Origin of the sequence: Pseudomonas sp. MF6751 (genome assembly GCF_016613265.1) — a bacterium.
Classification (GTDB): domain Bacteria; phylum Pseudomonadota; class Gammaproteobacteria; order Pseudomonadales; family Pseudomonadaceae; genus Aquipseudomonas; species Aquipseudomonas fluorescens_BV.
In genome coordinates, this window is record NZ_JAENSV010000007.1 from 140571 (window position 1) to 164461 (window position 23891).

The 23891-nt window shown below is 60.8% G+C and carries 23 protein-coding genes; 13 read left to right on the forward strand and 10 right to left on the reverse strand.

Features of this window, described 5'->3' with window-relative positions; genetic code table 11:
• The first annotated feature begins 88 nt into the window (after positions 1-88).
• The gene (locus JJD66_RS09020; protein WP_003192995.1) at positions 89-445 is read left to right on the forward strand and encodes a 4a-hydroxytetrahydrobiopterin dehydratase; all 357 of its coding nucleotides are present in this window, start codon (positions 89-91) and stop codon (positions 443-445) included.
• Entirely contained in the window at positions 445-1638 is a 1194-nt protein-coding gene (locus JJD66_RS09025) for an amino acid aminotransferase (protein WP_200647983.1), read from the forward strand. Before JJD66_RS09020 ends, JJD66_RS09025 begins: the two co-directional genes overlap by 1 nt.
• A gap of 179 nt (positions 1639-1817) precedes the next feature.
• On the opposite strand, the gene JJD66_RS09030 is transcribed toward JJD66_RS09025, so the two are convergent.
• Complete coding sequence (locus JJD66_RS09030; RefSeq protein ID WP_014719368.1) at positions 1818-2627, reverse strand: UDP-2,3-diacylglucosamine diphosphatase; 810 nt, start codon at positions 2625-2627, stop codon at positions 1818-1820.
• A 137-nt stretch (positions 2628-2764) separates the two neighbouring features.
• On the opposite strand from JJD66_RS09030, the gene JJD66_RS09035 reads away from it, so the two are divergent.
• The 3 genes from JJD66_RS09035 to JJD66_RS09045 all read left to right on the forward strand — a co-directional run bounded on the left by JJD66_RS09035 (position 2765) and on the right by JJD66_RS09045 (position 4911).
• Positions 2765-3514 carry an AraC family transcriptional regulator gene (locus JJD66_RS09035; protein WP_200647984.1) on the forward strand — a complete coding sequence of 250 codons (750 nt, stop codon included), beginning with the start codon at positions 2765-2767 and terminating at the stop codon, positions 3512-3514.
• A 100-nt stretch (positions 3515-3614) separates the two neighbouring features.
• Positions 3615-4499: a DMT family transporter gene (locus JJD66_RS09040; RefSeq protein WP_105227632.1), complete on the forward strand. Its 885-nt coding sequence runs from the start codon at positions 3615-3617 to the stop codon at positions 4497-4499.
• A gap of 130 nt (positions 4500-4629) precedes the next feature.
• Positions 4630-4911, forward strand: a complete 282-nt coding sequence (locus tag JJD66_RS09045) for a hypothetical protein (protein ID WP_198716384.1) — start codon at positions 4630-4632, stop codon at positions 4909-4911.
• Between the two features lie 35 nt (positions 4912-4946).
• Here the strand turns inward: JJD66_RS09045 and JJD66_RS09050 are convergent, their stop codons facing one another.
• On the reverse strand, positions 4947-5234 hold the full coding sequence (locus tag JJD66_RS09050; RefSeq protein ID WP_073527233.1) for a SelT/SelW/SelH family protein: 288 nt from the start codon (positions 5232-5234) through the stop codon (positions 4947-4949).
• Positions 5235-5317: 83 nt separating this feature from the next.
• Here JJD66_RS09050 and JJD66_RS09055 point away from each other — a divergent pair, with 83 nt between their 5' ends.
• On the forward strand, positions 5318-7507 hold the full coding sequence (locus JJD66_RS09055) for a patatin-like phospholipase family protein (protein ID WP_200648020.1): 2190 nt from the start codon (positions 5318-5320) through the stop codon (positions 7505-7507).
• A gap of 120 nt (positions 7508-7627) precedes the next feature.
• Here JJD66_RS09055 and JJD66_RS09060 read toward each other — a convergent pair whose 3' ends face one another.
• Entirely contained in the window at positions 7628-8062 is a 435-nt protein-coding gene (locus JJD66_RS09060; RefSeq protein ID WP_003193007.1) for a MarR family transcriptional regulator, read from the reverse strand.
• 121 nt (positions 8063-8183) lie between these two features.
• Complete coding sequence (recQ, locus tag JJD66_RS09065; RefSeq protein ID WP_200647985.1) at positions 8184-10313, reverse strand: DNA helicase RecQ; 2130 nt, start codon at positions 10311-10313, stop codon at positions 8184-8186.
• Between the two features lie 276 nt (positions 10314-10589).
• Here recQ and JJD66_RS09070 point away from each other — a divergent pair, with 276 nt between their 5' ends.
• The 3 genes from JJD66_RS09070 (at position 10590) to JJD66_RS09080 (ending at position 15171) form a co-directional block, all read left to right on the forward strand.
• A complete protein-coding gene (locus JJD66_RS09070; RefSeq protein WP_034128344.1) occupies positions 10590-11177 on the forward strand; it encodes a UPF0149 family protein in 588 nt (195 codons plus the stop codon).
• 20 nt (positions 11178-11197) lie between these two features.
• Positions 11198-11581, forward strand: coding sequence for a YbaN family protein (locus JJD66_RS09075; RefSeq protein WP_019818414.1), 384 nt, complete (start codon positions 11198-11200; stop codon positions 11579-11581).
• A 119-nt stretch (positions 11582-11700) separates the two neighbouring features.
• Positions 11701-15171 carry a hybrid sensor histidine kinase/response regulator gene (locus tag JJD66_RS09080; RefSeq protein WP_054899071.1) on the forward strand — a complete coding sequence of 1157 codons (3471 nt, stop codon included), beginning with the start codon at positions 11701-11703 and terminating at the stop codon, positions 15169-15171.
• A 39-nt stretch (positions 15172-15210) separates the two neighbouring features.
• Here JJD66_RS09080 and rmuC read toward each other — a convergent pair whose 3' ends face one another.
• Together rmuC and JJD66_RS09090 are read right to left on the reverse strand one after the other, a co-directional pair.
• Complete coding sequence (gene rmuC / locus JJD66_RS09085; protein WP_169918249.1) at positions 15211-16575, reverse strand: DNA recombination protein RmuC; 1365 nt, start codon at positions 16573-16575, stop codon at positions 15211-15213.
• Positions 16576-16750: 175 nt separating this feature from the next.
• The gene (locus tag JJD66_RS09090) at positions 16751-17074 is read right to left on the reverse strand and encodes a hypothetical protein (protein WP_034128342.1); all 324 of its coding nucleotides are present in this window, start codon (positions 17072-17074) and stop codon (positions 16751-16753) included.
• A gap of 457 nt (positions 17075-17531) precedes the next feature.
• Here JJD66_RS09090 and JJD66_RS09095 point away from each other — a divergent pair, with 457 nt between their 5' ends.
• The 4 genes from JJD66_RS09095 (at position 17532) to JJD66_RS09110 (ending at position 20690) form a co-directional block, all read left to right on the forward strand.
• Entirely contained in the window at positions 17532-17837 is a 306-nt protein-coding gene (locus JJD66_RS09095) for a hypothetical protein (RefSeq protein ID WP_105227642.1), read from the forward strand.
• A 443-nt stretch (positions 17838-18280) separates the two neighbouring features.
• Entirely contained in the window at positions 18281-18505 is a 225-nt protein-coding gene (locus tag JJD66_RS09100; RefSeq protein ID WP_003193022.1) for a hypothetical protein, read from the forward strand.
• Positions 18506-18784: 279 nt separating this feature from the next.
• On the forward strand, positions 18785-19267 hold the full coding sequence (locus tag JJD66_RS09105) for a hypothetical protein (protein ID WP_200647986.1): 483 nt from the start codon (positions 18785-18787) through the stop codon (positions 19265-19267).
• Between the two features lie 145 nt (positions 19268-19412).
• Positions 19413-20690 carry an OmpP1/FadL family transporter gene (locus JJD66_RS09110; RefSeq protein ID WP_200647987.1) on the forward strand — a complete coding sequence of 426 codons (1278 nt, stop codon included), beginning with the start codon at positions 19413-19415 and terminating at the stop codon, positions 20688-20690.
• A gap of 60 nt (positions 20691-20750) precedes the next feature.
• Here JJD66_RS09110 and JJD66_RS09115 read toward each other — a convergent pair whose 3' ends face one another.
• The 4 genes from JJD66_RS09115 to JJD66_RS09130 form a co-directional block, all read right to left on the reverse strand.
• Positions 20751-21302: a glutathione peroxidase gene (locus JJD66_RS09115; protein ID WP_200647988.1), complete on the reverse strand. Its 552-nt coding sequence runs from the start codon at positions 21300-21302 to the stop codon at positions 20751-20753.
• A 150-nt stretch (positions 21303-21452) separates the two neighbouring features.
• Entirely contained in the window at positions 21453-22661 is a 1209-nt protein-coding gene (locus tag JJD66_RS09120; RefSeq protein WP_431191595.1) for an MFS transporter, read from the reverse strand.
• Between the two features lie 54 nt (positions 22662-22715).
• Positions 22716-23120: a MarR family winged helix-turn-helix transcriptional regulator gene (locus tag JJD66_RS09125; protein WP_003193031.1), complete on the reverse strand. Its 405-nt coding sequence runs from the start codon at positions 23118-23120 to the stop codon at positions 22716-22718.
• Positions 23121-23162: 42 nt separating this feature from the next.
• Positions 23163-23891 carry an adenosylcobinamide-GDP ribazoletransferase gene (locus tag JJD66_RS09130; protein ID WP_200647989.1) on the reverse strand — a complete coding sequence of 243 codons (729 nt, stop codon included), beginning with the start codon at positions 23889-23891 and terminating at the stop codon, positions 23163-23165.

Genomic DNA, 23891 nt, shown 5'->3' on the forward strand with positions numbered 1-23891 from the left:
TTAAGGCCAGGTGAGTCTGTTCCCTGGCCCCGCGTTGCTTTAGGGTAACGCCACTGACCTTCAATCATTCGAATTCAGGACACCTTCCATGACCACCTTGAACCAAGCCCACTGCGAAGCCTGCCGCGCCGATGCCCCGCAAGTCAGCGATGAAGAACTGCCGGTGCTGATCAAGCAGATCCCTGACTGGAACATCGAAGTGCGCGACGGCGTGATGCAGCTGGAAAAGGTTTTCCTGTTCAAGAACTTCAAATTCGCCCTGGCCTTCACCAACGCCATGGGTGAAATCTCCGAAGCCGAAGGCCATCACCCAGGCCTGCTCACCGAGTGGGGCAAAGTCACCGTGACCTGGTGGAGCCACTCCATCAAGGGCCTGCACCGCAACGACTTCATCATGGCCGCGCGCACCGACGAAGTGGCCAAGACCGCCGAGGGCCGCAAGTAATGCATTTCGATGCCATCGACCGCGTGCCCGGCGACCCGATCCTCGGGCTGATGGACCTGTATACCCAGGACGCCAACCCGAACAAGTTCGACCTGGGCGTAGGTGTCTATAAGGACGACCAAGGCCTCACGCCGATTCCTCACTCGGTGAAGCTGGCGGAACAGCGCCTGGTCGACACTCAAGTGACCAAAACCTATATCGGTGGCCATGGCGATGCAGCCTTCGGCAGCCTGATCAGCCAACTGGTGCTCGGCGCCGACTCGGCCTTGCTGCGTGACCGCCGCGCTGGCGCCACGCAAACCCCAGGCGGCACCGGCGCGCTGCGCTTGAGTGCCGACTTTATCGCCCACAGCCTGCCGGGCCGTGGCGTGTGGCTGAGCAACCCGACCTGGCCGATCCACGAAACCATTTTTGCCAAGGCCGGGCTCAAGGTCAGCCATTACCCTTACGTGGGCAGTGACAACCGCCTGGATGTGGCGGCGATGCTGGCAACCCTGTCCACGGTACCCAAGGGTGACGTGGTGCTGCTGCACGCGTGCTGCCATAACCCGACCGGCTTTGACCTGTCTCAGGATGACTGGCGCCAGGTGTTGCAGATCGTGCGGGAACGCCAGTTGCTGCCACTGATCGACTTTGCCTACCAGGGCTTTGGCGATGGCCTGGAGCAGGACGCCTGGGCGGTGCGCCTGTTTGCCGCCGAGCTGCCGGAAGTGCTGATCACCAGTTCGTGCTCGAAAAACTTCGGCCTGTATCGCGACCGCGTGGGTGCATTGATCGTGTGTGCGGCGGATGCTGAAAAGCTCACCGATGTGCGTAGCCAACTGGCGAATATCGCTCGCAACCTGTGGTCGACACCGCCGGATCACGGTGCCGCCGTGGTGGCGACCATCCTCGGTGATGCACAGTTGAAAAAGCAGTGGAGCGAGGAAGTCGAGGCCATGCGTTCGCGGATCGCCCATTTGCGCGCAGGATTGGTGGAAGCGCTTGCGCCCCATGGCCTGGCCGAGAAATTCGCACATATCGGCGCGCAGCGTGGGATGTTTTCCTATACCGGCTTGAGTGCCGAGCAGGTCAAGCAACTGCGCGAAAAGCACAGTGTGTATATGGTCAGTTCGGGGCGGGCTAACGTGGCTGGGGTTGATGCGACGCGCTTGACGTTGCTGGCTCAAGCCATCGCCGACGTTTCCAACTGAAGCAACAGGATTAACTGTGGGAGCTGGCTTGCCTGCGATGGCGGTGGTTCAGTTGCAGATTAATTGCCTGACCCGCCGCCATCGCGGGCAAGCCCGCTCCCACATTTGAATCGTGGGGTGTCAGGTAGATCAGCGTCGGCTGTCAGGCCGTCACGGGAGCAAGCTCCCTCGCCACAGGTTCAGCCAGCGACCATTTCGGCCTTTAGCAGTGCCTCTTTGGCCTGCGCATCCGCCAACCGATACAACTCGATATGCCCATCCCAGTGCTCGATCAACGCCGTGCACGACTCCACCCAATCCCCGCAGTTGAGGTAATCCACCTCGCCTACCTTGCGAATCTCGGCATGGTGAATATGCCCGCACACCACCCCGTGCAATTCCCGCTTGGTCACCTCGTGGGCGATCGCCTCTTCGAAATCGCTGATAAAACTCACCGCCGTCTTGACCTTGTGTTTCAGGTACGCCGACAGCGACCAATAACCGTAGCCATACCGCGCACGCCAGTGGTTCAGCCAGCGGTTCAGCGTCAGGGTGAATTCGTAGGCCGAGTCGCCGAGGAAGGCGAGCCAGCGGTGATAGCGCGTGATCACATCAAACTGGTCGCCATGAATCACCAGCAAATGGCGGCCATCGGCGGTGACGTGTACAGCCTCATCGACCAACTGAATATTGCCCAGGATCAGCTTGGAATAGCGGCGCAGGAACTCGTCATGGTTGCCGGTGACATAGATCACCTCGGTGCCACGCTTGGCCATGGTCAGCAAGCGGCGGATCACGTTGGTGTGGGCTTGAGGCCAATACATGCCGCCGCGCAGTTTCCAGCCGTCGATGATGTCACCGACCAGGTAGACCTTGTCGGCGTGGTAGCCCTTGAGAAAGTGCGACAGGTGTTCGGCCTGGCAATCCCGAGTGCCCAGGTGCACGTCGGAAATCCACAGGGTTCGCACCCGTTGCTTGCGGCTGGGCTTGGTGAACTCGGCACGGGTCATGGGCATCCCTCGACGCTGTTTTGGCGAGCTTGCGCCTTGGCGATTAATAGCCCATGACAAGCGTGCGTCAGTCTGATGACAGCGCCCGCGGCCCGCCAAGCGTTGTAGACTGACGGCTTGCCGCCCTGGAGACCGCGATGAGCCCGACCCTCACGCTACGCCACTACCTCGAAGCGCCCATTGCCCACAGCCATGACCATGCGCAGTTGGTGTTCGGCCTTTCCGGGCACCTGGACCTGGAAGTCGATGGCCGTGGCGGCCAGGTGCGCGAAAGCAGCGTGATGGTGCTGCCCTTCTCCGCCCACCACGCCTGCATCAGCCGCGATGGCAGCCGCTGCCTGGTGCTGGATGTACCGACCGAGCATTGGGTGGTGCAATCCTTGGGCGAACATGCCGATGCCAGCCGCCGCTTGCTCGACCAACCCGCGCGCCTGGCGCTGGATGCCCGGCAACACCAGTTAGTGCAGTGGCTGGCACAAAGCCCGGTGCACGACCCGCTGATCGTCCAGCAAGGTGCCGTGTTGTTACTGGCCAGCCTCAACCACCCTCAGGCCCAACCGCTGCCTGGCCGACGCCTGCCTTATGCCGCGTTCAATACCCATATCGAGCGCCATGCGGCGCGTCCGCTCCAGGTGGCCGACCTGGCGCGAATTGCCGATTTGTCCGTGCCGCGCCTGCATGCACGGTTTATGGCTGAGTGCGGGCAAACGCCGATGGACTATCTACGCAGTCGCCGCTTGCACATGGCGCTCAGGCTTTTACGCGAAACCTCCCTGCCCATCGGCGAGATTGCCGAGCGCGTCGGCTACGCCTCGCAAAGTGCCTTTTGCGCGGCCATGCTTCGGGCGTTTGGCGCCTCGCCCGGTGCGTTGCGTCGAGCGGGCTAGCAAGAGTCTTGCGCTAAAAATCACCCCACCCGCGACAGACGCCCACCCGCCAACCCTCTAGACTGCGAGGCTCTCACCCCCTGTTGGATCAAGGATCGCAATGACTCCCCGCTCAGCCCTTGGCGCCCTGCATATCGGCGCATTGATGTTTGGCCTCACTGGCGTGTTCGGCAAGCTGGCGGCGGCCTCCCCCGCCATCATCGTATTTGGCCGGGCGGCGTTTGCCGTGCTGGCACTGGCGGTCTTTGCGCGCTTTGCCAGCAACGCTCCCTGGAAAAAACTGGAGATGCGTGACTGGCGCCGGCTGCTGGTCAGCGGTGTGTTGTTGGCTGCCCATTGGGTGACGTTCTTTATCGCCGTCAAAGTCGCCGGCGTGGCCGTGGCGACCCTGGGGTTCACCGCGTTTCCGGCCTTTACGGTGATCCTTGAGGGGCTGATTTTCCGCGAGCGTATTCGGCCCAATGAAGTGCTGCTGGTCGCCCTTGTTACCGTTGGCCTGGTGCTGGTCACCCCCGATTTCGACCTCGCCAGCCAAGCCACCGGCGGGCTGCTCTGGGGGATCGCCTCGGGCCTGTTGTTCTCGTTGTTGTCGTTGAACAATCGCGCCAGTTCCGGGCGAATTCCAGCGGTACAGGCCGCGCTGTGCCAGAACGTCGTGGTCGCCGCGTGCCTGCTGCCCGTAGCCGCGCCGGGGTTGGCGGATGTACGTGGGATAGATTGGCTGTGGATCGGACTGCTGGGGGTGTTCTGTACCGGCCTGGCCCATAGCCTGTTTGTCGCCAGCCTCGCGGTGATCAAGGCGCGCACCGCGTCGGTGGTGTTTGCCATGGAACCCGTCTACGGCATCACCGTGGCCTGGCTGTTGTTTGCCGAAACCCCGACCCTGCGCATGCTGCTGGGCGGCGCCTTGATCATCGTCGCCATCGTGCTCTCCGGCCTGATGGGCAGCGCCAGCCAGGCCAAACAGCCGGCAGCCACAGCCTGATCTATACTTTAAACGTCCGCAACAGTCTGTAGTCGTTCAACGGATAAAGACTCCTCGACGACAGCCATGGTGTTTTCTGAAGTTGCTGCAAGCGAGTGGTCATCCCTCAATGCGATGCAGGAGCTTCATCATGGAAATGCTCATCAGCTTGCTGGTTCAGATTATCAGTGGTGCCGTCGGCGGCAACATCGCTGGCATGACCAAACAAGGTCTGGGGACCGGACTCAATACTTTCCTCGGCGGGGTCGGTGGCCTCGTGCTGGGCCAGGTTGTCGCCGCACTTACGGGCACCACCAGCGGCGAAGCGCTGGATGTGGCCGCGGTTGGCAGCAATATTGTCGGCGGTGGTGTCGGTGGGTTGGTGCTGACGTGGGTGGTCGGGTTTATCAAGCAAAAACTCGCCGCCAAATAGCGAGAGGGGTCACCGTCCTCCAGTGGCGGTGACCTTCATTGCGTACGATCGTTATGGCCCAGGTCGCGCTCGGGATCAATCTGGTCGCGCACTCGTTGCTTGAGCACCTTGGCCTCGGGAAAACCGCCATCGGCCTTGCGCTCCCAAATCTGCACGCCATCGCAGGTAATGCGAAAGGCCCCGCCGGTGGCCGGTTCCAGTGCCACGCGCCCCAAGTCATCGGCAAAGGTGCTGAGTAGCTCCTGGGCCAGCCACGCGGCGCGCAGCAACCACTGGCACTGGGTGCAATAGGTGATCACGATCTCGGGTTTGCATGCAGACATCATTAAGCGGCTCCTGGCGTAACAGGCTCAGCGAATCGGGTGGCTATAATAGCGGCCTTTGTCGCCCAGCCACGAGATTGATGATGCGCCGCCTGCTGTCTTGCCTGTTCCTGTGCCTTGTCCCCCTACTTGCCGACGCGGTAGAAGCGCCCCGCCCGAAAATCGGCCTGGTGCTGTCCGGCGGGGCCGCCCGTGGCCTGGCGCATATCGGTGTGCTCAAGGCGCTTGAGGAGCAAGGTATTCATATCGATGCGATTGCCGGCACCAGCATGGGCGCGGTGATTGGCGGGTTGTACGCGTCAGGCTACAAGATCGACGAGCTGGAGAAGTTGGCGCTGGGTATCGACTGGCAGCAGGCCCTGTCCGACGCGCCACCACGTGAAGACGTACCGTTTCGGCGCAAACAGGATGACCGGGATTTCCTGGTCAAACAAAAACTCAGTTTCCGCGACGATGGCAGCCTAGGCCTGCCGCTGGGCGTGATCCAGGGCCAGAACCTGGCACTGCTGTTGGAAAGCATGTTCGCCCACAGCAGCAACACACGTAATTTCGACAAGCTGCCGATCCCATTCCGCGCCGTGGCCACCGACATCACCACCGGCGAAAAAGTGGTGTTCAGCAAAGGCCACCTGCCCCAGGTGATACGCGCCAGCATGTCGATCCCCGCGGTGTTCGCCCCGGTGGAGCTGGATGGCCGCCTGCTGGTAGATGGCGGCATGACCGACAACATTCCGTTGGACGTGGCGCGGGAGATGGGCGTCGATATCGCCATCGTGGTCGACATCGGCACCCCGCTACGCTCGCGCAAGCAACTGGCCACCGTGGTGGATGTGCTCAACCAGTCCATCACCCTGATGACCCGGCGCAACTCCGAAGAGCAGCTCAAGGCCCTGAACCCCAAGGATGTGTTGATCCAACCACCGCTGGCCGCTTATGGCGTCACCGACTTTGGCCGCGCCAAGGACATGATCGACGCTGGCTACCGCGCCACCCGTGTCCTCGACGTACGCCTGGCACACCTGCGCCCTGCCGACCCCATCGACGCCGACCTGGTAGCCGCGCGCACACCGGGCGAACGCACCCCGGTGATCACCGCGATCCAGGTGGAGAACGACTCGAAGGTCAGCGATGACGTTATCCGCTACTACATTCGCCAGGGCCTGGGAGAACCTTTGAATCTGGGCCGCCTGCAATCGGACATGGGCACCCTGTACGGCCTGGATTACTTCGAGCAGGTGCAATACCGCGTAGTGAAAAAGGGCCAGGACAACACCCTGGTGATCAGCGCACGCGGCAAGCGCAGCGGCACCGACTACCTGCGCCTGGGCTTGAACCTCTCGGATGACATGCGCGGTGATAGCGCCTTCAACCTCGGCGCCAGTTACCGTGTGAATGGCATCAACCGCCTCGGCGCGGAATGGCTCACACGGGTGCAGATTGGTGATCGGCAGGAGCTCTACAGCGAGTTCTACCAACCCATGGACACCGGCTCACGCTACTTTGTGGCCCCCTACATCAGGGCCGAGGCACAGAACGTCGAGCTGATCCTGGACAACGACCCCATCTCCGAATACCGCCTGGAACGCTATGGCTTTGGTCTGAATGTGGGCCGGCAGATCGGCAACAGCGGCGAGATCCGCTTTGGCGTGGGCGAAGCCTGGGGCAAGGCGGACGTGCGCATTGGTGACCGCGACCTGCCGAGCGTGAGCTTCAGCGAAGGTTTCTATGAACTCAAATACTCCTTCGACTCCCTGGACAACGTGTACTTCCCCCACAGTGGCGAAGACATCGGCCTGGCCTTTCGCGAATTCGAACCCGGTTTGGGCTCCGACCAGCGCTATCGCCAGTGGGAATTCAAGCTGGACAAGGCCATGAGCCACGGGCCGGACACCTTGATACTGGGCGGTCGTTACGGTCGCACACTGGATAATTCGGATGTGGTGATTTCCAGCTTCCTGCTGGGGGGCGCACGGCAATTGTCGGGCTTCCGCCAGGATGCGATTTCGGGGCAGAACATCAGCCTCATGCGCGCGGTGTACTTCCGCAGGCTCACCCCACGCTCTTACCTGCCGCTGGACTTCCCGTTGTACCTGGGTGCATCCCTGGAACGGGGCCGGGCGTGGAACAACGATAACGAGTTCGACAGCGGCTATATCAACGCTGCGAGTATTTTCCTGGGGTTTGACACACCCTTGGGCCCGCTGAATTTCAGCTATGGGTTCAATGATGATAATCAGAAGGCGGTGTACTTGAACCTGGGCCAGACGTTCTAAGAAGCCGAACACGAAACCCAATGTGGGAACTGGCTTGCCTGCGATAGCGGTGCGTCAGTCAGCTAATCACTTGACTGAACGTCCGTCATCACAGGCAAGCCAGCTCTCACATTATTTAGATCAGGACTTTTCCAGGTTCGCCAGGATGTGCTCATGCACCCGCATGCACACCCGCAGGTCTTCTTCATTCACGCCCACGAACAATTCATGGCGCAACGCCGTGGCAATGGTTTCGATCTGGTCGATCAACGGTTGGGCGGTGTCGCACAGCAGGATACGTTTGGCACGACGGTCTTCCACCACGGCTTGGCGTTGCACCAGGCCCTGGCCCTCGAGGCTGTCGAGCAGACGAGCCAGGGTGGGGCCTTCCACGCCGACACTTTGCGCCAATTCACGCTGGGTGGGTGCTTCGACAAAACGGGCGAGGTGCAGCAGCACCAACCAGCGCGCCTGGGACAAGCCCAGCCCCGCCAGGCGGCGGTCCAGTTCGGCGCGCCACCCTCGCGACATTTGCGCCAACTGCATGCCAAAACGGTGTTGATCGGTTAACGGCATAAAAAACTCGTGTTTAAGACTGAAAATAAAGTATGGCTAATTATTAGTCAGCTAAGCATGAGCCCTGCCCATAGGCAAGGCCCGCTATGTACTGATTCGTTACATTGTCGTAATTGGCACACTAAATTTCGAATTCAGACTGCAAAGCGGCACGCACGCAGTACAAAACGCCTTCCGGAACACGCCCGGTAAACAACGGCGCAATTTCGGTGACAGCTGGCAATTCGCCTTCTCCATCGAGAAAGGCGTCCTGGATTTCACCGAGCAAATCCTCAGGTAAATCAAGGGCCTGCTCCAGGGACAATTGCTGCTTGCCGATGGCTTCGGCGAGCAAGGTGTACACGTTTTTTTCCGAGCATTGCAGTTGGCCTGCGATCTGGATCGGGGTCATACCGGCACGGGCCAGGCTGATCAGTTCGTGGCGAATATCGGCGATTTCCTTCGGCGCTTCGGCCTGGCCGCCGAGCACTTCCAGGAAGGCCTGGCCGTAGCGCTCCAGTTTGCGTGCGCCCACACCGCTGACCCGAGCCATCTCGGCCATGGTGGTGGGCTGCTCGCGGAGCATCTCCAGCAGGGTGGAGTCGGGGAAGATAACGTAGGGTGGCACGCTGTGTTCCTGCGCCAGTTTGCGCCGCAGGGTGCGCAAGGCTTCCCATTGTTCGCGCTCTTCACCCCGCACCAGTTGGCTGGCCTGGCTGGTGCTGCTGCTTTTGGCGGTGGTCTGCGGCTTGAGGTCACGGCGCAGTTGGAGGCTCACTTCGCCCTTGAGCAACGGCCGGCAACTGTCATTCAGGCGCAGCCCGCCGTAGCCTTCGATATCGATGTCGACAAGCCCACGGGCAACCATCTGGCGAAACAGCGAACGCCACTCACCTTCGGCGCGAGCTTTACCGACACCGTACACCGAGAGTTTTTCGTGGCCGAAGCTGCGGATTTTTTCGTTGTCCTTGCCCAGCAGAACATCCACCAGATGGCCCACGCCATAACGCTGGCCGGTGCGATAGATCGTCGACAACGCCTGGCGCGCCGGTTCGGTGGCGTCCCAGGTTTGCACGCCGTCGATGCAGTTATCGCAGTGGCCGCAGGGCTCAGGCATGTCTTCGTCGAAATACGCCAGCAGGGTCTGGCGGCGGCAGCGGGTCTCTTCGCACAACGACAGCATGGCATCGAGCTTGTGCTGCTCCAGGCGCTTGTGACGCTCGTCGCCCTCGGAGTTCTGCAGCATCTGCTTGAGCATCACCACGTCTTGCAGGCCGTAGACCATCCAGGCATCCGCCGGCAGGCCATCGCGGCCGGCACGCCCGGTTTCCTGGTAATAAGCCTCAAGGGACTTGGGCAGATCCATGTGCGCCACGAAACGCACATTGGATTTGTCGATGCCCATGCCAAAGGCAATGGTCGCCACCATGATCAGGCCTTCCTCGTTCAGGAAGCGTTTCTGGTGCGCTGATCGCGTTTCATTGGGCAGCCCGGCATGGTAAGGCAGCGCCGGGTAGCCTTGTTCACAGAGGAACGCCGCGACCTCGTCGACTTTCTTGCGCGAAAGACAATACACGATGCCCGCGTCACTACGCCGCTCGGACAGGAACGCCAGCAACTGCTTGCGCGGCTGCTCCTTGGGCACGATGCGGTAGAAAATATTGGGCCGGTCAAAACTCGACAGGAAGCGCTCGGCGTTCTGCAAATGCAGGCGCTCGACGATCTCTTCGCGGGTGCGCTTGTCGGCGGTGGCGGTAAGCGCGATACGCGGCACATCGGGAAACAGTTCGGCCAATTGGCCAAGCTGCAGGTATTCGCGGCGGAAATCGTGGCCCCATTGCGACACACAGTGGGCTTCGTCGATGGCGAACAGAGCGATCTCAAGGCTCTGCAAAAAGGCCAGCATGCGTGGCTGCACCAGGCGCTCCGGCGCCAGGTAAAGCATTTTAACCTCGCCCCGCTTAATGCGTGCAGCCAGGTCGCGCTGCTGCTCGGCGCTGAGGGTGGAGTTCAACGACGCGGCGGCGACACCGAGTTCTTCAAGGGTGGCGACCTGATCGTCCATCAACGCAATCAGCGGCGACACCACCACGGCCAGGCCATTGCGCAACAGCGCCGGCACCTGGAAGCACAGCGACTTGCCGCCACCGGTAGGCATCAGCACCAGGGCATCGCCGCCACTGGCCACGCGCTCAATGATCGCACCCTGGCGGCCACGAAAACTGTCGTAGCCGAAGATGTCCTTGAGGACGCGTTGAGCCTGCTCGAGCATGTAAAACTCCAAAATGGTGCCGAAATCCCTCAATACAGGCTGGCCGAAAATATCCGCGCTCACGAAAAATAATCCGTAAGCGAAGTTTTCCCGGATTGGCGCTGGGCCTGCAGGGGCATCACAAAACGCGGCAGTATACCCGAGCGTTATCCACCAAAGGGCGCGACTGACGAATAGACGCACCAGGCTAAAACCGGGCAAATATGCCGTGCGGCTGGCCTGGGCGCTCAAGAAAGCCTAGAATTCAGCATCGTTTATTCCCAAGGTAGCCCTTCAATGTCCTTCGCTGAGCAACTAACCCGCCTGCAAGCCTTCCTCGACGCCGATGAGCTGCATGACGAGGCGCTGGACTACGTGGCCGCCCACGGCTACCTGACCGCCCTGTCGATCTGCTCCGACCCCGTCCCGGACCGTGAATGGATCGACGCGCTGTTCGCTGAAGAGCCTCATTACAGCGACGCCGCCCATCGCGAAGAAATCGAATCCACCCTGATCGCCCTCAAGGCCCACATCGCGCGCCAACTGGCCTCCGACGAAGAGTTCGAGTTGCCGTGCGAGCTGGACCTGGGCGACGATCCGGATGACTCCGACCTGCGCGGCTGGTGCATCGGTTTCATGGAAGGCGTATTCCTGCGCGAAGCCGCCTGGTTCGAAACCGCCGAAGAAGAAGTCAGCGAAATGCTGCTGCCGATCATGGTCGGTTCGGGCCTGTTCGAAGAAGAAGCAGAGTTCTCCGACATCGCCGCCGACGCCAACCTGATGGACGACATGATCGTGCAGATCCCGGAAGCCCTGACCGCGCTGTACCTGCTGTGCAACGCGCCTGACGAAAAACCGGCGATCCTCAAGCCACGTCACCACTGAGTCGCTTGCCCGTGGAACCCATGGGCAACCGTCCACTGCTCCTGCGCTATGCGCTGCTGGCCATCGGCTGGCTAAGCGTAGCGCTGGGAGTCATCGGTATTTTCCTGCCGGTACTGCCGACCACACCCTTCCTGCTACTCGCCGCCGCCTGCTTCGCTCGCAGCTCACCGCGCTTCTACCACTGGCTGGTGGAACACCCGCGCCTGGGGCCCTGGGTGCGCGATTACCTCGACGGCAATGGCATCCCGCTCAAAGGCAAGGTCTACGCCATCGGCTTGATGTGGCTGAGCATCTCGATTTCCTGCTACCTGGTGCCACTGCCATGGGCACGGGGCTTTATGCTGACCAGTGCGGTGCTGGTGACGATCTACATCCTGCGCCAGAAAACCCTGCCGCCACGCTGAGCGCCGCCTGCGACATTCGATCCCACACGACCTTGGTCGACACTGACTAACACCAGGCATCATGCGAGACTGTCCAACCGGGCCTGGAATGCCCGGGTGTTCTTATGCTCGGAGTTACCATGACGCTGTCCAGCGGGCTGATCGCCGCCGTTGCCCTGGCCTATATGGCCACTATGTTTGCCATCGCCTTTTACGGTGACCGCCGCCATGCGCCGCTGCCGCCGCGCGTGCGTGCCTGGGTCTATAGCCTGTCGCTGGCGGTGTATTGCACCAGTTGGACCTTCTTCGGCGCCGTAGGCCAAGCGGCCGAACAGCTGTGGGCATTCTTGCCGATCTACCTGGGACCTGTGCTGCTGCTGGTGCTGGCACCCTGGGTGCTGCAGAAGATGATCCTGATCAGCAAGCAGGAAAACATCACCTCAATCGCCGACTTTATCGCCGCCCGCTACGGCAAATCCCAGTCCCTGGCGGTGGTGGTGGCGTTGATCTGCCTGGTCGGCGTGCTGCCCTATATCGCGTTGCAGCTCAAAGGCATCGTGCTGGGCGTGAACCTGCTGATCGGCGCCGGCCCCGACACCACCGGCACCCGCGCCCAGGACACGGCCTTGATTGTGTCGCTGGTATTGGCGCTGTTTACCATCGTGTTCGGTACACGCAACCTCGACGCCACCGAACACCACCGCGGCATGGTGCTGGCGATTGCCTTTGAGTCGCTGGTCAAGCTGTTCGCTTTTCTCGCCGTCGGTGCGTTTGTCACCTACGGCTTGTACGACGGTTTCGGCGATTTGTTCAGCCAGGCCATGCTCGCCCCGCGCCTGGAGGAATACTGGAAAGAGACCATCAACTGGCCTTCGATGGTGGTACAGACCGGCGTCGCCATGATGGCGATCATCTGCCTGCCGCGACAATTTCATGTGACGGTGGTGGAGAACATCGACCCCCAGGATTTGCGCCTGGCCAAGTGGGTGTTCCCGGCTTATTTGATCCTCGCGGCACTGTTCGTGGTGCCCATCGCCCTGGGCGGCAAGATGCTGTTGCCCAGCTCGGTGCTGCCGGACTCCTATGTGATCAGCCTGCCAATGGCCGAGGCCCATCCTGCCCTCGCCGTGCTGGCATTCATTGGCGGTGCATCGGCGGCCACTGGCATGGTCATCGTGGCGAGCATCGCCTTGTCGACCATGGTTTCCAACGACATGCTGCTGCCCTGGCTGTTGCGCCGATCCAGCGCCGAGCGGCCATTCGAAGTCTTCCGTCACTGGATGCTGTCGGTTCGCCGGGTGAGCATTGTGATCATCCTGCTGCTGGCGTACGTGAGCTACCGTTTGCTGGGCTCCACCGCCAGCCTGGCGACCATCGGCCAGATCGCCTTTGCCGCTGTGACCCAACTGGCCCCGGCGATGCTCGGCGCCCTCTATTGGAAGCAGGCCAACCGGCGTGGGGTGTTTGCCGGTTTGGCCGCCGGTACTTTCCTGTGGTTCTACACGTTGGTCTTGCCAGTGACGGCGAAAAGTCTGGGCTGGTCGCTCAACCTTTTCCCCGGCCTGACCTGGATGCACTCCCACCCGTTCGGGCTGTCGGTCACCTCGCTGACCCTGGGCACCGTGTTCTCCCTGGCAGGTAACTTCACTCTCTTCGTGTGGGTGTCGATGCTGTCGCGCACACGGGTTTCCGAGCACTGGCAGGCAGGCCGTTTTATCGGCCAGGAAATCAGCCAGCGTGCGAGTGCGCGCTCCATGCTGTCGGTGCAGATCAGCGACCTGCTCAGCCTGGCGGCACGCTTCGTTGGGGAAGAACGGGCCCAGCAGAGTTTTATTCGCTTCGCCTATCGCCAGGGCAAAGGCTTCAACCCCAACCAGAATGCCGATAACGATTGGATCGCCCACACCGAACGCTTGCTGGCCGGCGTACTCGGAGCCTCCTCGACGCGGGCGGTGGTGAAAGCGGCGATTGAAGGGCGGGAAATGCAACTGGAGGACGTGGTCCGTATCGCCGACGAAGCCTCGGAAGTGCTGCAGTTCAACCGCGCTCTGTTGCAAGGTGCCATTGAGAACATCACCCAGGGCATCAGCGTGGTGGACCAGTCGCTCAAGCTGGTGGCCTGGAACCGGCGCTACCTGGAACTGTTCAACTACCCGGACGGCTTGATCAGCGTCGGCCGGCCCATTGCAGACATCATTCGCTACAACGCCGAGCGCGGCCTGTGTGGCCCCGGTGAAGCGCAAGTGCACGTGGCGCGTCGCCTGCACTGGATGCGCCAGGGGCGTGCGCACACCTCCGAGCGCCTGTTCCCCAATGGCCGGGTGATCGAGTTGATCGGCAACCCGATGCCCGGCGGCGGGTTTGTCATGAGCTTCACCGACATCACCGCCTTCCGCGAAGCCGAACAAGCGCTGACCGAGGCCAATGAGGGCCTGGAGCAGCGGGTGACCGAGCGCACCCATGAACTGTCGCAACTGAACGTGGCCCTCACCGACGCCAAGGGCGTGGCCGAATCCGCCAGCCAGTCGAAGACGCGGTTCCTGGCGGCCGTGAGCCATGACCTGATGCAACCGCTGAACGCTGCGCGGTTGTTTTCCGCCGCCCTCTCCCACCAGACCGATGGCCTGTCCGGCGAGGCACGGCAGTTGGTGCAGCATCTGGATAGCTCACTGCGCTCGGCCGAAGACCTGATCAGCGATTTGCTGGACATTTCGCGCCTGGAAAACGGCAAGATCAACCCACAACGCCAGCCCTTTGTCCTCAACGAGCTGTTCGACACCCTGGGCGCAGAATTCAAGGCGCTGGCCCAAGAGCAACACTTGCGCTTCCGCTGGCGCGGCAGCCGTTTGCGAGTGGACAGCGACATCAAGCTGCTGCGGCGGATTTTGCAGAATTTTCTGACCAATGCCTTCCGTTATGCCGACGGCCCAGTGCTGCTGGGCGTACGTCGTCGCAAGGGCGAGCTCTGCCTGGAGGTCTGGGATCGCGGCCCTGGTATTGCGCCCGATAAACAAAAGGTGATCTTCGAAGAGTTCAAGCGCCTGGACAGTCACCAGACCCGTGCCGAAAAGGGCCTGGGGCTGGGCCTGGCGATTGCCGACGGCCTGTGCCGCGTGCTGGGCCATCGCCTGAGCGTGCGCTCCTGGCCGGGCAAAGGCAGCGTCTTCAGCGTGTGCGTGCCGCTGGCCCGTAACCAGACCAGCGTGCAACCCAAGGCGCCCGCAGAAACCGGCCTGCCCTTGAGTGGCGCACGCGTGCTGTGTGTGGATAACGAAGACAGCATCCTGATCGGCATGCGCAGCCTGCTCACGCGCTGGGGCTGTGAAGTCTGGACGGCCGCCAATCAGGCCGAATGCGCGGCATTGCTGGCCGAGGGCATCCGCCCGCAACTGGCGTTGGTGGATTACCACCTGGACCACGGCGAAACCGGTACCGAGTTGATGGGCTGGCTGCGTGCGCAACTGGCCGAGCCGATTCCCGGCGTAGTGATCAGTGCCGATGGGCGACCGGAGATGGTTGCCGAGGTACATGGGGCGGGGTTGGACTACTTGGCCAAGCCGGTAAAGCCGGCGGCGTTGCGGGCGCTATTGAGCAGACATCTGCCCCTGTAACGGGGCTGTATTCGATCTATTCACAATTCAGGTATTTATTTATTCCGGGAGATGCGCCACGCCATCCGAATCGGTCATCGCCCGCTCCAGCAGATCCGCCGGCAAGCTCTTGCTGGCGCGGGCACCGAGCAACCTGAGTTGCTCGGTACGGCTGACCAGGTTCCCACGCCCATCCGTCAGCTTGTTGCGCGCCGCGCTGTAGGCCTTGTCCAACTGTTGTAGCCGGTTGCCCACTTCGTCCAGGTCCTGGATAAACAGCACGAACTTGTCATACAGCCAACCGGCACGCTCGGCAATTTCTCGTGCGTTCTGGCTCTGGCGCTCCTGCTTCCACAGGCTGTCGATCACGCGCAGGGTGGCGAGCAAGGTCGTGGGGCTGACGATTACGATATGACGGTCGAAGGCTTCCTGGAACAGGTTGGGCTCGGCCTGCAATGCCGCAGAAAAGGCAGCCTCGATCGGTACGAACAGCAGGACGAAATCCAGGCTGTGCAACCCCTCCAGGCGCTTGTAGTCCTTGCCGGCCAAGCCTTTGACATGATTACGCAGGGACAGCACGTGTTGCTTCAAGGCGGCCTGGCCAATCACCTCGTCATCCGCCGCGACGTACTGCTGATAGGCGGTCAAGCTGACCTTGGAGTCGACCACTACCTGCTTGTCGCCCGGCAACATGATCAGCACGTCGGGCTGAAAACGCTCGCCATCCGGGCCTTTGAGGCTGACCTGGGTCTGGTACTCACGGCCCTTCTCCAGGCCCGCGTGCTCCAGCACCCGCTCAAGAATCAGCTCACCCCAGTTACCCTGGGTTTTCTGGCCCTTGAGGGCGCGGGTCAGGTTAGTGGCTTCGTCCGACAGACGCAGGTTCAATTGCTGCAGGCGCTCAAGCTCTTTGGCGAGGGAAAAGCGCTCTCGGGCTTCGTTCTGATAGCTTTCTTCGACACGCTTCTCGAAGGACTGGATACGTTCCTTGAGCGGGTCCAGAAGTTGGCCGAGGCGTTCCTGGCTGGTTTCGGCAAAGCGTTGCTCACGCTCGTCGAAGATCTTGCCGGCCAGCTCGGCAAATTGCGCACGCAGCTCGTCTCGTGAGCCTTGCAGGTCGGTGAGGCGTTGCTGATGACTCTCTTGCTGCTCGCGCAATTCGGCGCTCAGGGCAGCGGCCAAGGCGTCGAGGCGACGCAGTTCGGTTTCCTTGGCGCTGCGGTCGAGGTTCCAGGCGTGCGCGGCATCGCGGGCGTTATCGCGGTCGATCTGCAACAACTCGACTTCACGGCGCAGCGCCGCCAGGTCGGCTTGTTTGGCGGCATTGGCCTGGCTCAGGTCACTGATCTCATCGCGGCTGGCGTCCAGTTGGGCGGCGAGCCCTTCCTGGGCCAGTTGTGCGGTAGCCAGGCGTTCCTCCAGCAGCTCCCAACCGGTGGTGCGTGCGGTCAGGCGCCGCTGGAGTTGCCAGCACAATGCCAGTAGCGGCACGGCTGCGCCCACAAGACCCAAGGCGATACTGGTCCAGTCAAACACCATAGCCATTTCTGCCATCACCGAAAAAGATCAAGGGTAACCAAGCCTAAGGCCGGAGGACAGCTCAGTCTTCGACCTGGCCCAGTTCGCGCTGGGCGCGACGGTCGCCGGCGCGAGCAGCCGAACGCAACAAATCGTGGCCGATGCGCCGGTCACGGGCGTTTCCGCACTCGCGGCACATCAGTTGGCCAAGACGGCTCTGCGCGGCCACCACGCCTTCGCGGGCAGGTTGCTTGAGCAAGCGTCCGGCGAGATGCTTGATATTGGTGCTCTGCCCCAGGCGCGGGCTGTCGAGCAGCCACAAAGCGACCTTCAAGGAAAAACGCTTGGGTGCGGTAACAGTTTGGGGCGTGTCGGTAACAGAAGGTGATACTGAGCGAAACTTCATAAAGCACTGTGGGGCAGAACGGAAGGCGCGCCACTCTACTCTTTTTTTCGTACAGGTAAAGCTGAAAAAACCGTGCACGCCCGTCCTAGAGCAAGCGCTCTGGACAATCCACAGAAGCTGTGGATAACTCAGTGGACAACCCCCCTTGAACAGGCGCAAAGCCCCATGGAACGGGGGCCGCAGTCAAACTGACGATTTTTTCACCAATAAAAAAAAGCGAGATTTTTCATTGACTTAAATTTTGATTACAGGCAAATGGGCGCACTTGCAGATCAGTGACAGCAGGGTTACACCCTCGGCCACAAATGTGCACAAGTCCCGATCAACTGGTTATATCGTCGGCGCTTTTTGATTCAACTCCGGTTAAACATGTTACTGATCGGGCAAACCCGAGGGCTTTTCAAATCCGCCTCGGCTCGCCACACTGCGCCACCGACAATGCAAACCAGTAGGGCCGATGAAAGGAATTCTGATATTCGCCGGGCTGCTACTGGCCATCTGCGCGATCTCCCTGGGAATCAATGCCGCACTCCCCTCTCCGGACGGCGCACTGTTCGCCATTGCTATCTTGCTGTCAGCCGCCTTTACCGCCGTGGTCCTGTGCATCGAACTCAGTGACGGAAGGATCAATGACATGCGCGAAGTGATCCACATGATCGAGACCGGCCAGTCCTTGCGATTGACGCTCGCCGCCTACGGGCTGGGGTGCGCCCTGGCCGCGTCCATGACCGTGCTGGTCTATCGCGAGTTGCTCGGCGGCTGATCGAAGTTTTTTTGCAATCGGCCTTCCCTTCCCTGTTTCAATCCGTTACTATCCGCGGCGTTAGTACCAAGCTGAAAGTCAATTCTGGTCGAATACGTCCCCTGAACCACATGGGATCGGCCACCTCGATGGTTTCCAGGTATTCCTTGCGACGACACTGCCTTTGAACAAGCAAAGGGTGCCGCGAAGTTCCAATACTCTGACCGAACCAACCTGCAAATTGATCAGGATCTTCACCCCGGGCCCAGAACCTTTGCCCCTGTTGTGTTGCCTGCCCTCCTAAGTACCTACCTGCCAGCCCAAGCGCGCCTAATTCAATAGCGCTTCAAACTGGCTGCTTTGTTCCAGTCGGGTTCTTCGTTTGATCAATGGTGATCAGCGTTACTGGAACGTTTTAACGTTGCACGGTTCTTATCCGTGTCATTTGTAGGAACACCAATAATATGAACGCTCAAATCCACACTCAGGATGCCATTCGCACCCTCACCAACGCTTTTGCCCCAATGAACTGCCTAATCATGGCCGCTCGCAAAGGCTGCTTCAGCTTCACCCTGGTCAACGAACACGGCATCGCTCGTCACAGCGAACGCCTGTACCCCGATCAATACTCCAGCGCAGAACCGCTGCAGGCCGTGATTGATCGTACCCGTCAGGCACTGACTGCCTGATCGACCCGCGTCGCTGAAACCTCAAAAACCCTGTTTGAATAACAGGGTTTTTTATTGCCTGGAATTTGGCCTTGAGTCGGTGGCGCTAAGTACAAATCGATATAAACGTTATAACCGATTGCAGAAGATGTTTTAAAAACAGTCCTTTACATCAGGAATATAACACTACACTTCAACTCAAGCGGCCTGATCCGCTTACGACGGGCCTGAGATCCGATTTATTGCTGCCAAGCTCCCCCTTCTCAGGCTCGTCCACCCTTTGCAAGGACTGAGGCTCGTATGGGTATTGCCGCCAGTGAATTGTGTCGTTATGTGATCCGGCCGACGCTGATGTACCTCGGCCGTCACAGCTCGACAGCCGAATCCCTGCTGCTGGGCATTGCCGCCAGCCAGTCAGAACTGGGCTCGGCGCTGCATGACCGGCGCGGCCATGGCCTCTACAGCATCACCGAACCACGTCACCGCGCTCTCTGGGATGACTACCTGGCCCTGGACCCGGAACGCGCCAGCCTGGTGCGCGGGCTGGCCAGCCAACATGCGTTCCTCAGCGCGCCTCAGTTGGAGTTGACGGTGAACCTGCGCTACGCCACGGCCATCGCCTGGTTGCTGGTGGAACAACAGCGCCCTGCCCTACCCGCACCCGGCGATGTGCTGGCCATGGCGCGTATCTGGAAAGAAATATTCCATCCACAAGGCCGCCTGCGAGATTTCACCCAAGCGTGGCAAACCTGTGTAAGCCCCATTAAACAGGCAGCTTGCTGACCGGGCAAATTGCAAGATTCGGCAAAAAACGGCAATTTTGGTCGGATTGTCCTACAAAACCGCTCTATCTCCTGCATTACAGCCTATAGCGCGATGTGAAATTTATTGATACTTTCCGCTGCGGTGATCACACGGAGTTCTAATAATGAAAAAAGTAATGCTCAAGACCACACTTGGCCTCGCCATTGCCATGGCATCCTCCCAACTGTTCGCCAGCGGCTTTGCCCTCAACGAACAGAGCGTCAGCGGGATGGGTACCGGTTTCGCAGGTCGCTCTTCTTCTGCCGATGATGCGAGCACTGTGTTCGGTAACCCTGCCGGTATGGCACGCCTGGAAGGCCAACAGATCACCGGTGGCGTTGCAGCCATTGATGCCTCCACCGATATCAGCAATGTCAGCGGCCGCTCCGCTGGCAGCAACAAAGGCGATATGGTGCCTTTCACTGCCGTGCCTTTCGGCTTCTACACCAATAAGCTCAATGACCAGTGGGCTGTCGGCTTCGGCGTCTATGCGCCGTTCGGCCTGGTGACCGACTACGAAAGCGGCTTCCAGGGCCGTGGCTTTGGCAGCAAGAGCGAAGTGAAAGTCATCACCTTGCAACCGACCGTCAGCTACGCCTTCAACGACCGCGTTTCCGTGGGTTTTGGCCCGACCATCAACCGCATCGCCGGCACCCTGGAATCGGACCTGACGCTGAACCCTCGCGCGCCAGACACCAATATCAAGATCAAGGGTGACGACACCGCGCTGGGCTTCAACATCGGCGTACTGGTCCAAGCCACCGATACCACCCGCGTCGGCCTGACCTACCACTCCAAGGTCAGCTACAAGCTGGACGGCCACACCGAAGTCACCGCACCGACCGCGACCTCGCCGTTCCTGCGCAGCAACCGCTATGACGCCTCGCTGAAAATCGACACACCTGAGTCCTACGACCTGTCCGTCACTCAAGACCTGACCGACGCGTGGAAACTCTATGCCGGTGCAACCTGGACACGCTGGAGCCGCCTGAAAGACATCACCGTCAAGAACGAAGGCGTCAGCGGCGCTACTGGCGGCGCGCTTGCCCCAGGCCTGGTCAGCACAATCAAGGAAGACCAGAACTGGCACGACACCTGGGCCTACGCTGTGGGTACTTCGTACCAGCTCACCAAGCAAGTGGTACTGCGTACCGGCCTGACATTCGACCAGTCGCCCACCAACAACACGGATCGCTCACCGCGCATCCCGACCGGCGACCGTACTATCTTCAGCCTGGGCCTGGGCTACCAGGTCATGGATAACATGACCATCGACCTGGCCTACTCCTACCTGAAGGAAGAGGACGTCAAGGTTTCACGCTCCAACCAATTGGCCAGCTACAACGCCAAGTATGAAAACAGCGCCAACGGTTTCGGCTTGGGCATGACCTACAAGTTCTAACCCGCAGTCGCATAAAAAGCCCCGCTCTCCTGTGAAGGAGGCGGGGCTTTTGTTTGGTGATCAGGGTTTGGAAGCCAATGCCTGTTCCACCGCCTCGATCAGCTCTGGACTGTCCGGCTTGGTCAGGCTGGAAAAACTGGCAACCAGATTGCCCTGGCGATCCACCACATACTTGTAGAAGTTCCACTTGGGCGCCGCGTCGGCCTGCTGTGCAAGTACCTTGAACAGGTGCACCGCATCCGGCCCCCTGACCTTCTGCGGCTCGGTCATGGTGAAGGTCACGCCATAATTCACGTAGCAGACCTTGGCGGTTTCTTCCCCGGTCTTGGCTTCCTGCTTGAAGTCATCGGACGGCACGCCGATCACTTCCAGGCCTTCGCCCTTGTAGCGCTGATACAACGCTTCCAGGCCTTTGAATTGCGGGGCAAAGCCGCAGAAGCTCGCCGTGTTGACGATCACCAAGGGCTTGCCAGCGAATTGCTGGCACAGGTCGATGGATTCCTTGGCCCGCAGCTTGGGCAGTTGTCCCTCCAGCAACGGTGGGCAACTGGCGGCCATCGCCACGCTGCCAATAGCCATCAGGACGGGTACAGCGAGCCAGCGCATCTGCATGTCAAAAGTCCTTGAGTCAGTTCAGACCCACAACTTAGCAGATCGCCATGCCCAGTTGCATCAACGCCAGGCCGCCCCGTTGCCAACCCCACCAGGCCAGCAGCAATAACCCCAGCCCCACAGCCAACAGCATAAGACGCGCTGTCATGCTCATGCCGCCTCCATCTGCGCCTGAATGCGCGCCACCGGCCGCTCACGCACCGGCCAATTCAGCACGGCGGCGAGCAGGCTGAGTAAAATTGCCACCTGCCAGATCAAATCGTAGCTGCCGGTTCGATCATAGACCACCCCGCCCAGCCACCCGCCGAGGAACGAGCCAAGCTGGTGGAACAGGAACACAATCCCGCCGAGCATCGAGAGGTTGCGCACCCCAAACAGGGTCGCGACGGTGCCATTGGTCAGCGGCACCGTGGACAACCACAAAAAGCCCATCGCCATGCCAAACAGATACGCCGTGACTTCGGTGACCGGCGCCCACAGGAACAACACAATCACTACCGCCCGCAACAGGTACAAGCCGGTGAGCAGACGCGGCTTGGACATGCGGCCACCGAGCCAACCCGCCGTGTAGGTGCCAAATACGTTGAACAGGCCAATCAAGGCCAGCACCGTGGTGCCCACCGTGGCTGGCAGATGCTGGTCGACCAGGTACGCCGGCAAGTGCACACCGATAAAAACCACTTGGAAACCGCACACAAAGAAGCCGAAGGACAGCAGCCAGAAGCCGGAGTGAGAACAAGCCTCTTTCAGCGCTTCGCCCAGGGTTTGCTGGCCCACCGTAACCGCCAGCGGCCGGTCCTTGAGCATGGCGACCAGCGGCAGGATCAACGCCACCATCAAGCCCAGCGCCAGCAACGCTGCGGACCAGCCCAGCCAACCAATCAAGCCGAGGGTGCCGGGCACCATGGCGAACTGGCCGAACGAGCCGGCGGCGCTGGCAATGCCCATGGCCATGCTGCGTTTTTCCGGCGCAACGGCGCGGCCAACCACGCCGAGAATCACCGAGAACGAGGTGCCGGACAGGCCAATGCCAATCAGCAAACCTGCACTCAACGACAGGGACCACGCGGAGTCGGACATGCCCATCAGCACCAGGCCGACGGCGTACAACACCCCGCCGACAAACACCGCCTTGGTCGCGCCGAAACGGTCGGCCAAGGCCCCGGTAAATGGCTGCGCCAAGCCCCAGATCAGATTCTGCAAGGCGATGGCAAAGGCAAAGGTTTCACGCCCCCAACCGAATTCGCTGCTCATCGGCGCCAGGAACAGGCCAAAGCCATGCCGTACGCCCAAGGACAACGCCAGGATCAGCGCACTCCCTAAAAGGACCCAACCACTGGTGCGCCACATCGAGGTCATTTCTTATTCTCCGTTCGCGGGTATATACCCGCTTGTAGTCGAACAAACCGCCGTTCAGGCGAGTTCATCCAGCAAGGCCAACAACATTTCGCGCTTTTCGGCGCCGAGCTTATCAATCAATTTTTGTTGCGCCGCCTCCCATGCCGGCAACGCAGCAGCTAGCCGTTCATGGCCGGCGTCAGTCAACACCACCAGGCGGTTGCGCAAATCATCGCCCTCCACCAACTGCACCAGCCCCTCACCTTCCAGGACGCGCAGGTTGCGCCCCAGGGTGCTGCGATCCAGGCCCATGGCGTCCGCCAGGCTGGAAATGCTCGGTTGATCGAGGCGCTGCAGGTTGCACAACAGAGAATACTGGGCAACGTTGATCCCGAAGCCGTCGAGAGCGCCGTCGTAGTGCCTGCTGACGCCACGAGCGGCGCGTCGCAGGTTGGTGCATAAACATTGGGAGGCAAGCATAGAGCGTGTATATACCCGGAGTTAATCAATTGCAAGAAAGCGTTACAACGCCAGCCCGACCAGCACCGCGACTTCAAGCAGCTCCAGCAGTGCGCCAGCAGTGTCGCCGGTGGTACCGCCCAGACGCTTGACCATCAACTGGCGCAGCCACACGAAACACAGTACCGCCAGCAACACCGCGATGCCGCCGCTGAAACCGCCGATCAGAATGCAGGCTAACCCGCTGAGGATCAGCACCTGTTGGCCGACAATTCGCGGCAGATGGTCTGACAGTGCCTGGCCCAATCCGCCCGCCCGCACATAGCGCGTGGTGAGAAACAGCGCCAGCATCGAAGCGCGTCCGATCAGGGGCGCCAGGATCAAGGCGGCGCCATTGTGTTGCTCGATCAACGCCACCAAGGCGCTGAACTTGAGCAGCAGCACCAGGCCCAGGGTGACCACCGCAATCGGGCCGCTGCGCGGGTCTTTCATGATGCTGAGGGTGCGCTCGCGGTCGCCAAAACCACCCAGCCAGGCATCGGCGCTGTCGGCCAGCCCGTCCAGGTGCAGGCCACCGCTGAGCAACACCCAGGCTGTGAGCAGCAACGCGGCGTGCAACAGCAACGGGGCGCCCTGCAACATTTGGTTGAGGCCCCATAACAGCACGCCGAACAGCAACCCTACCAGCGGATAAAACAGCAACGAACGGCCCAGCTCTTGAGGCTGCGGCATGCCCGGCAAGCGAATGGGCAGGCTGCTGAGAAATTGCAGGGCGATCCAGAACGGCAGCAT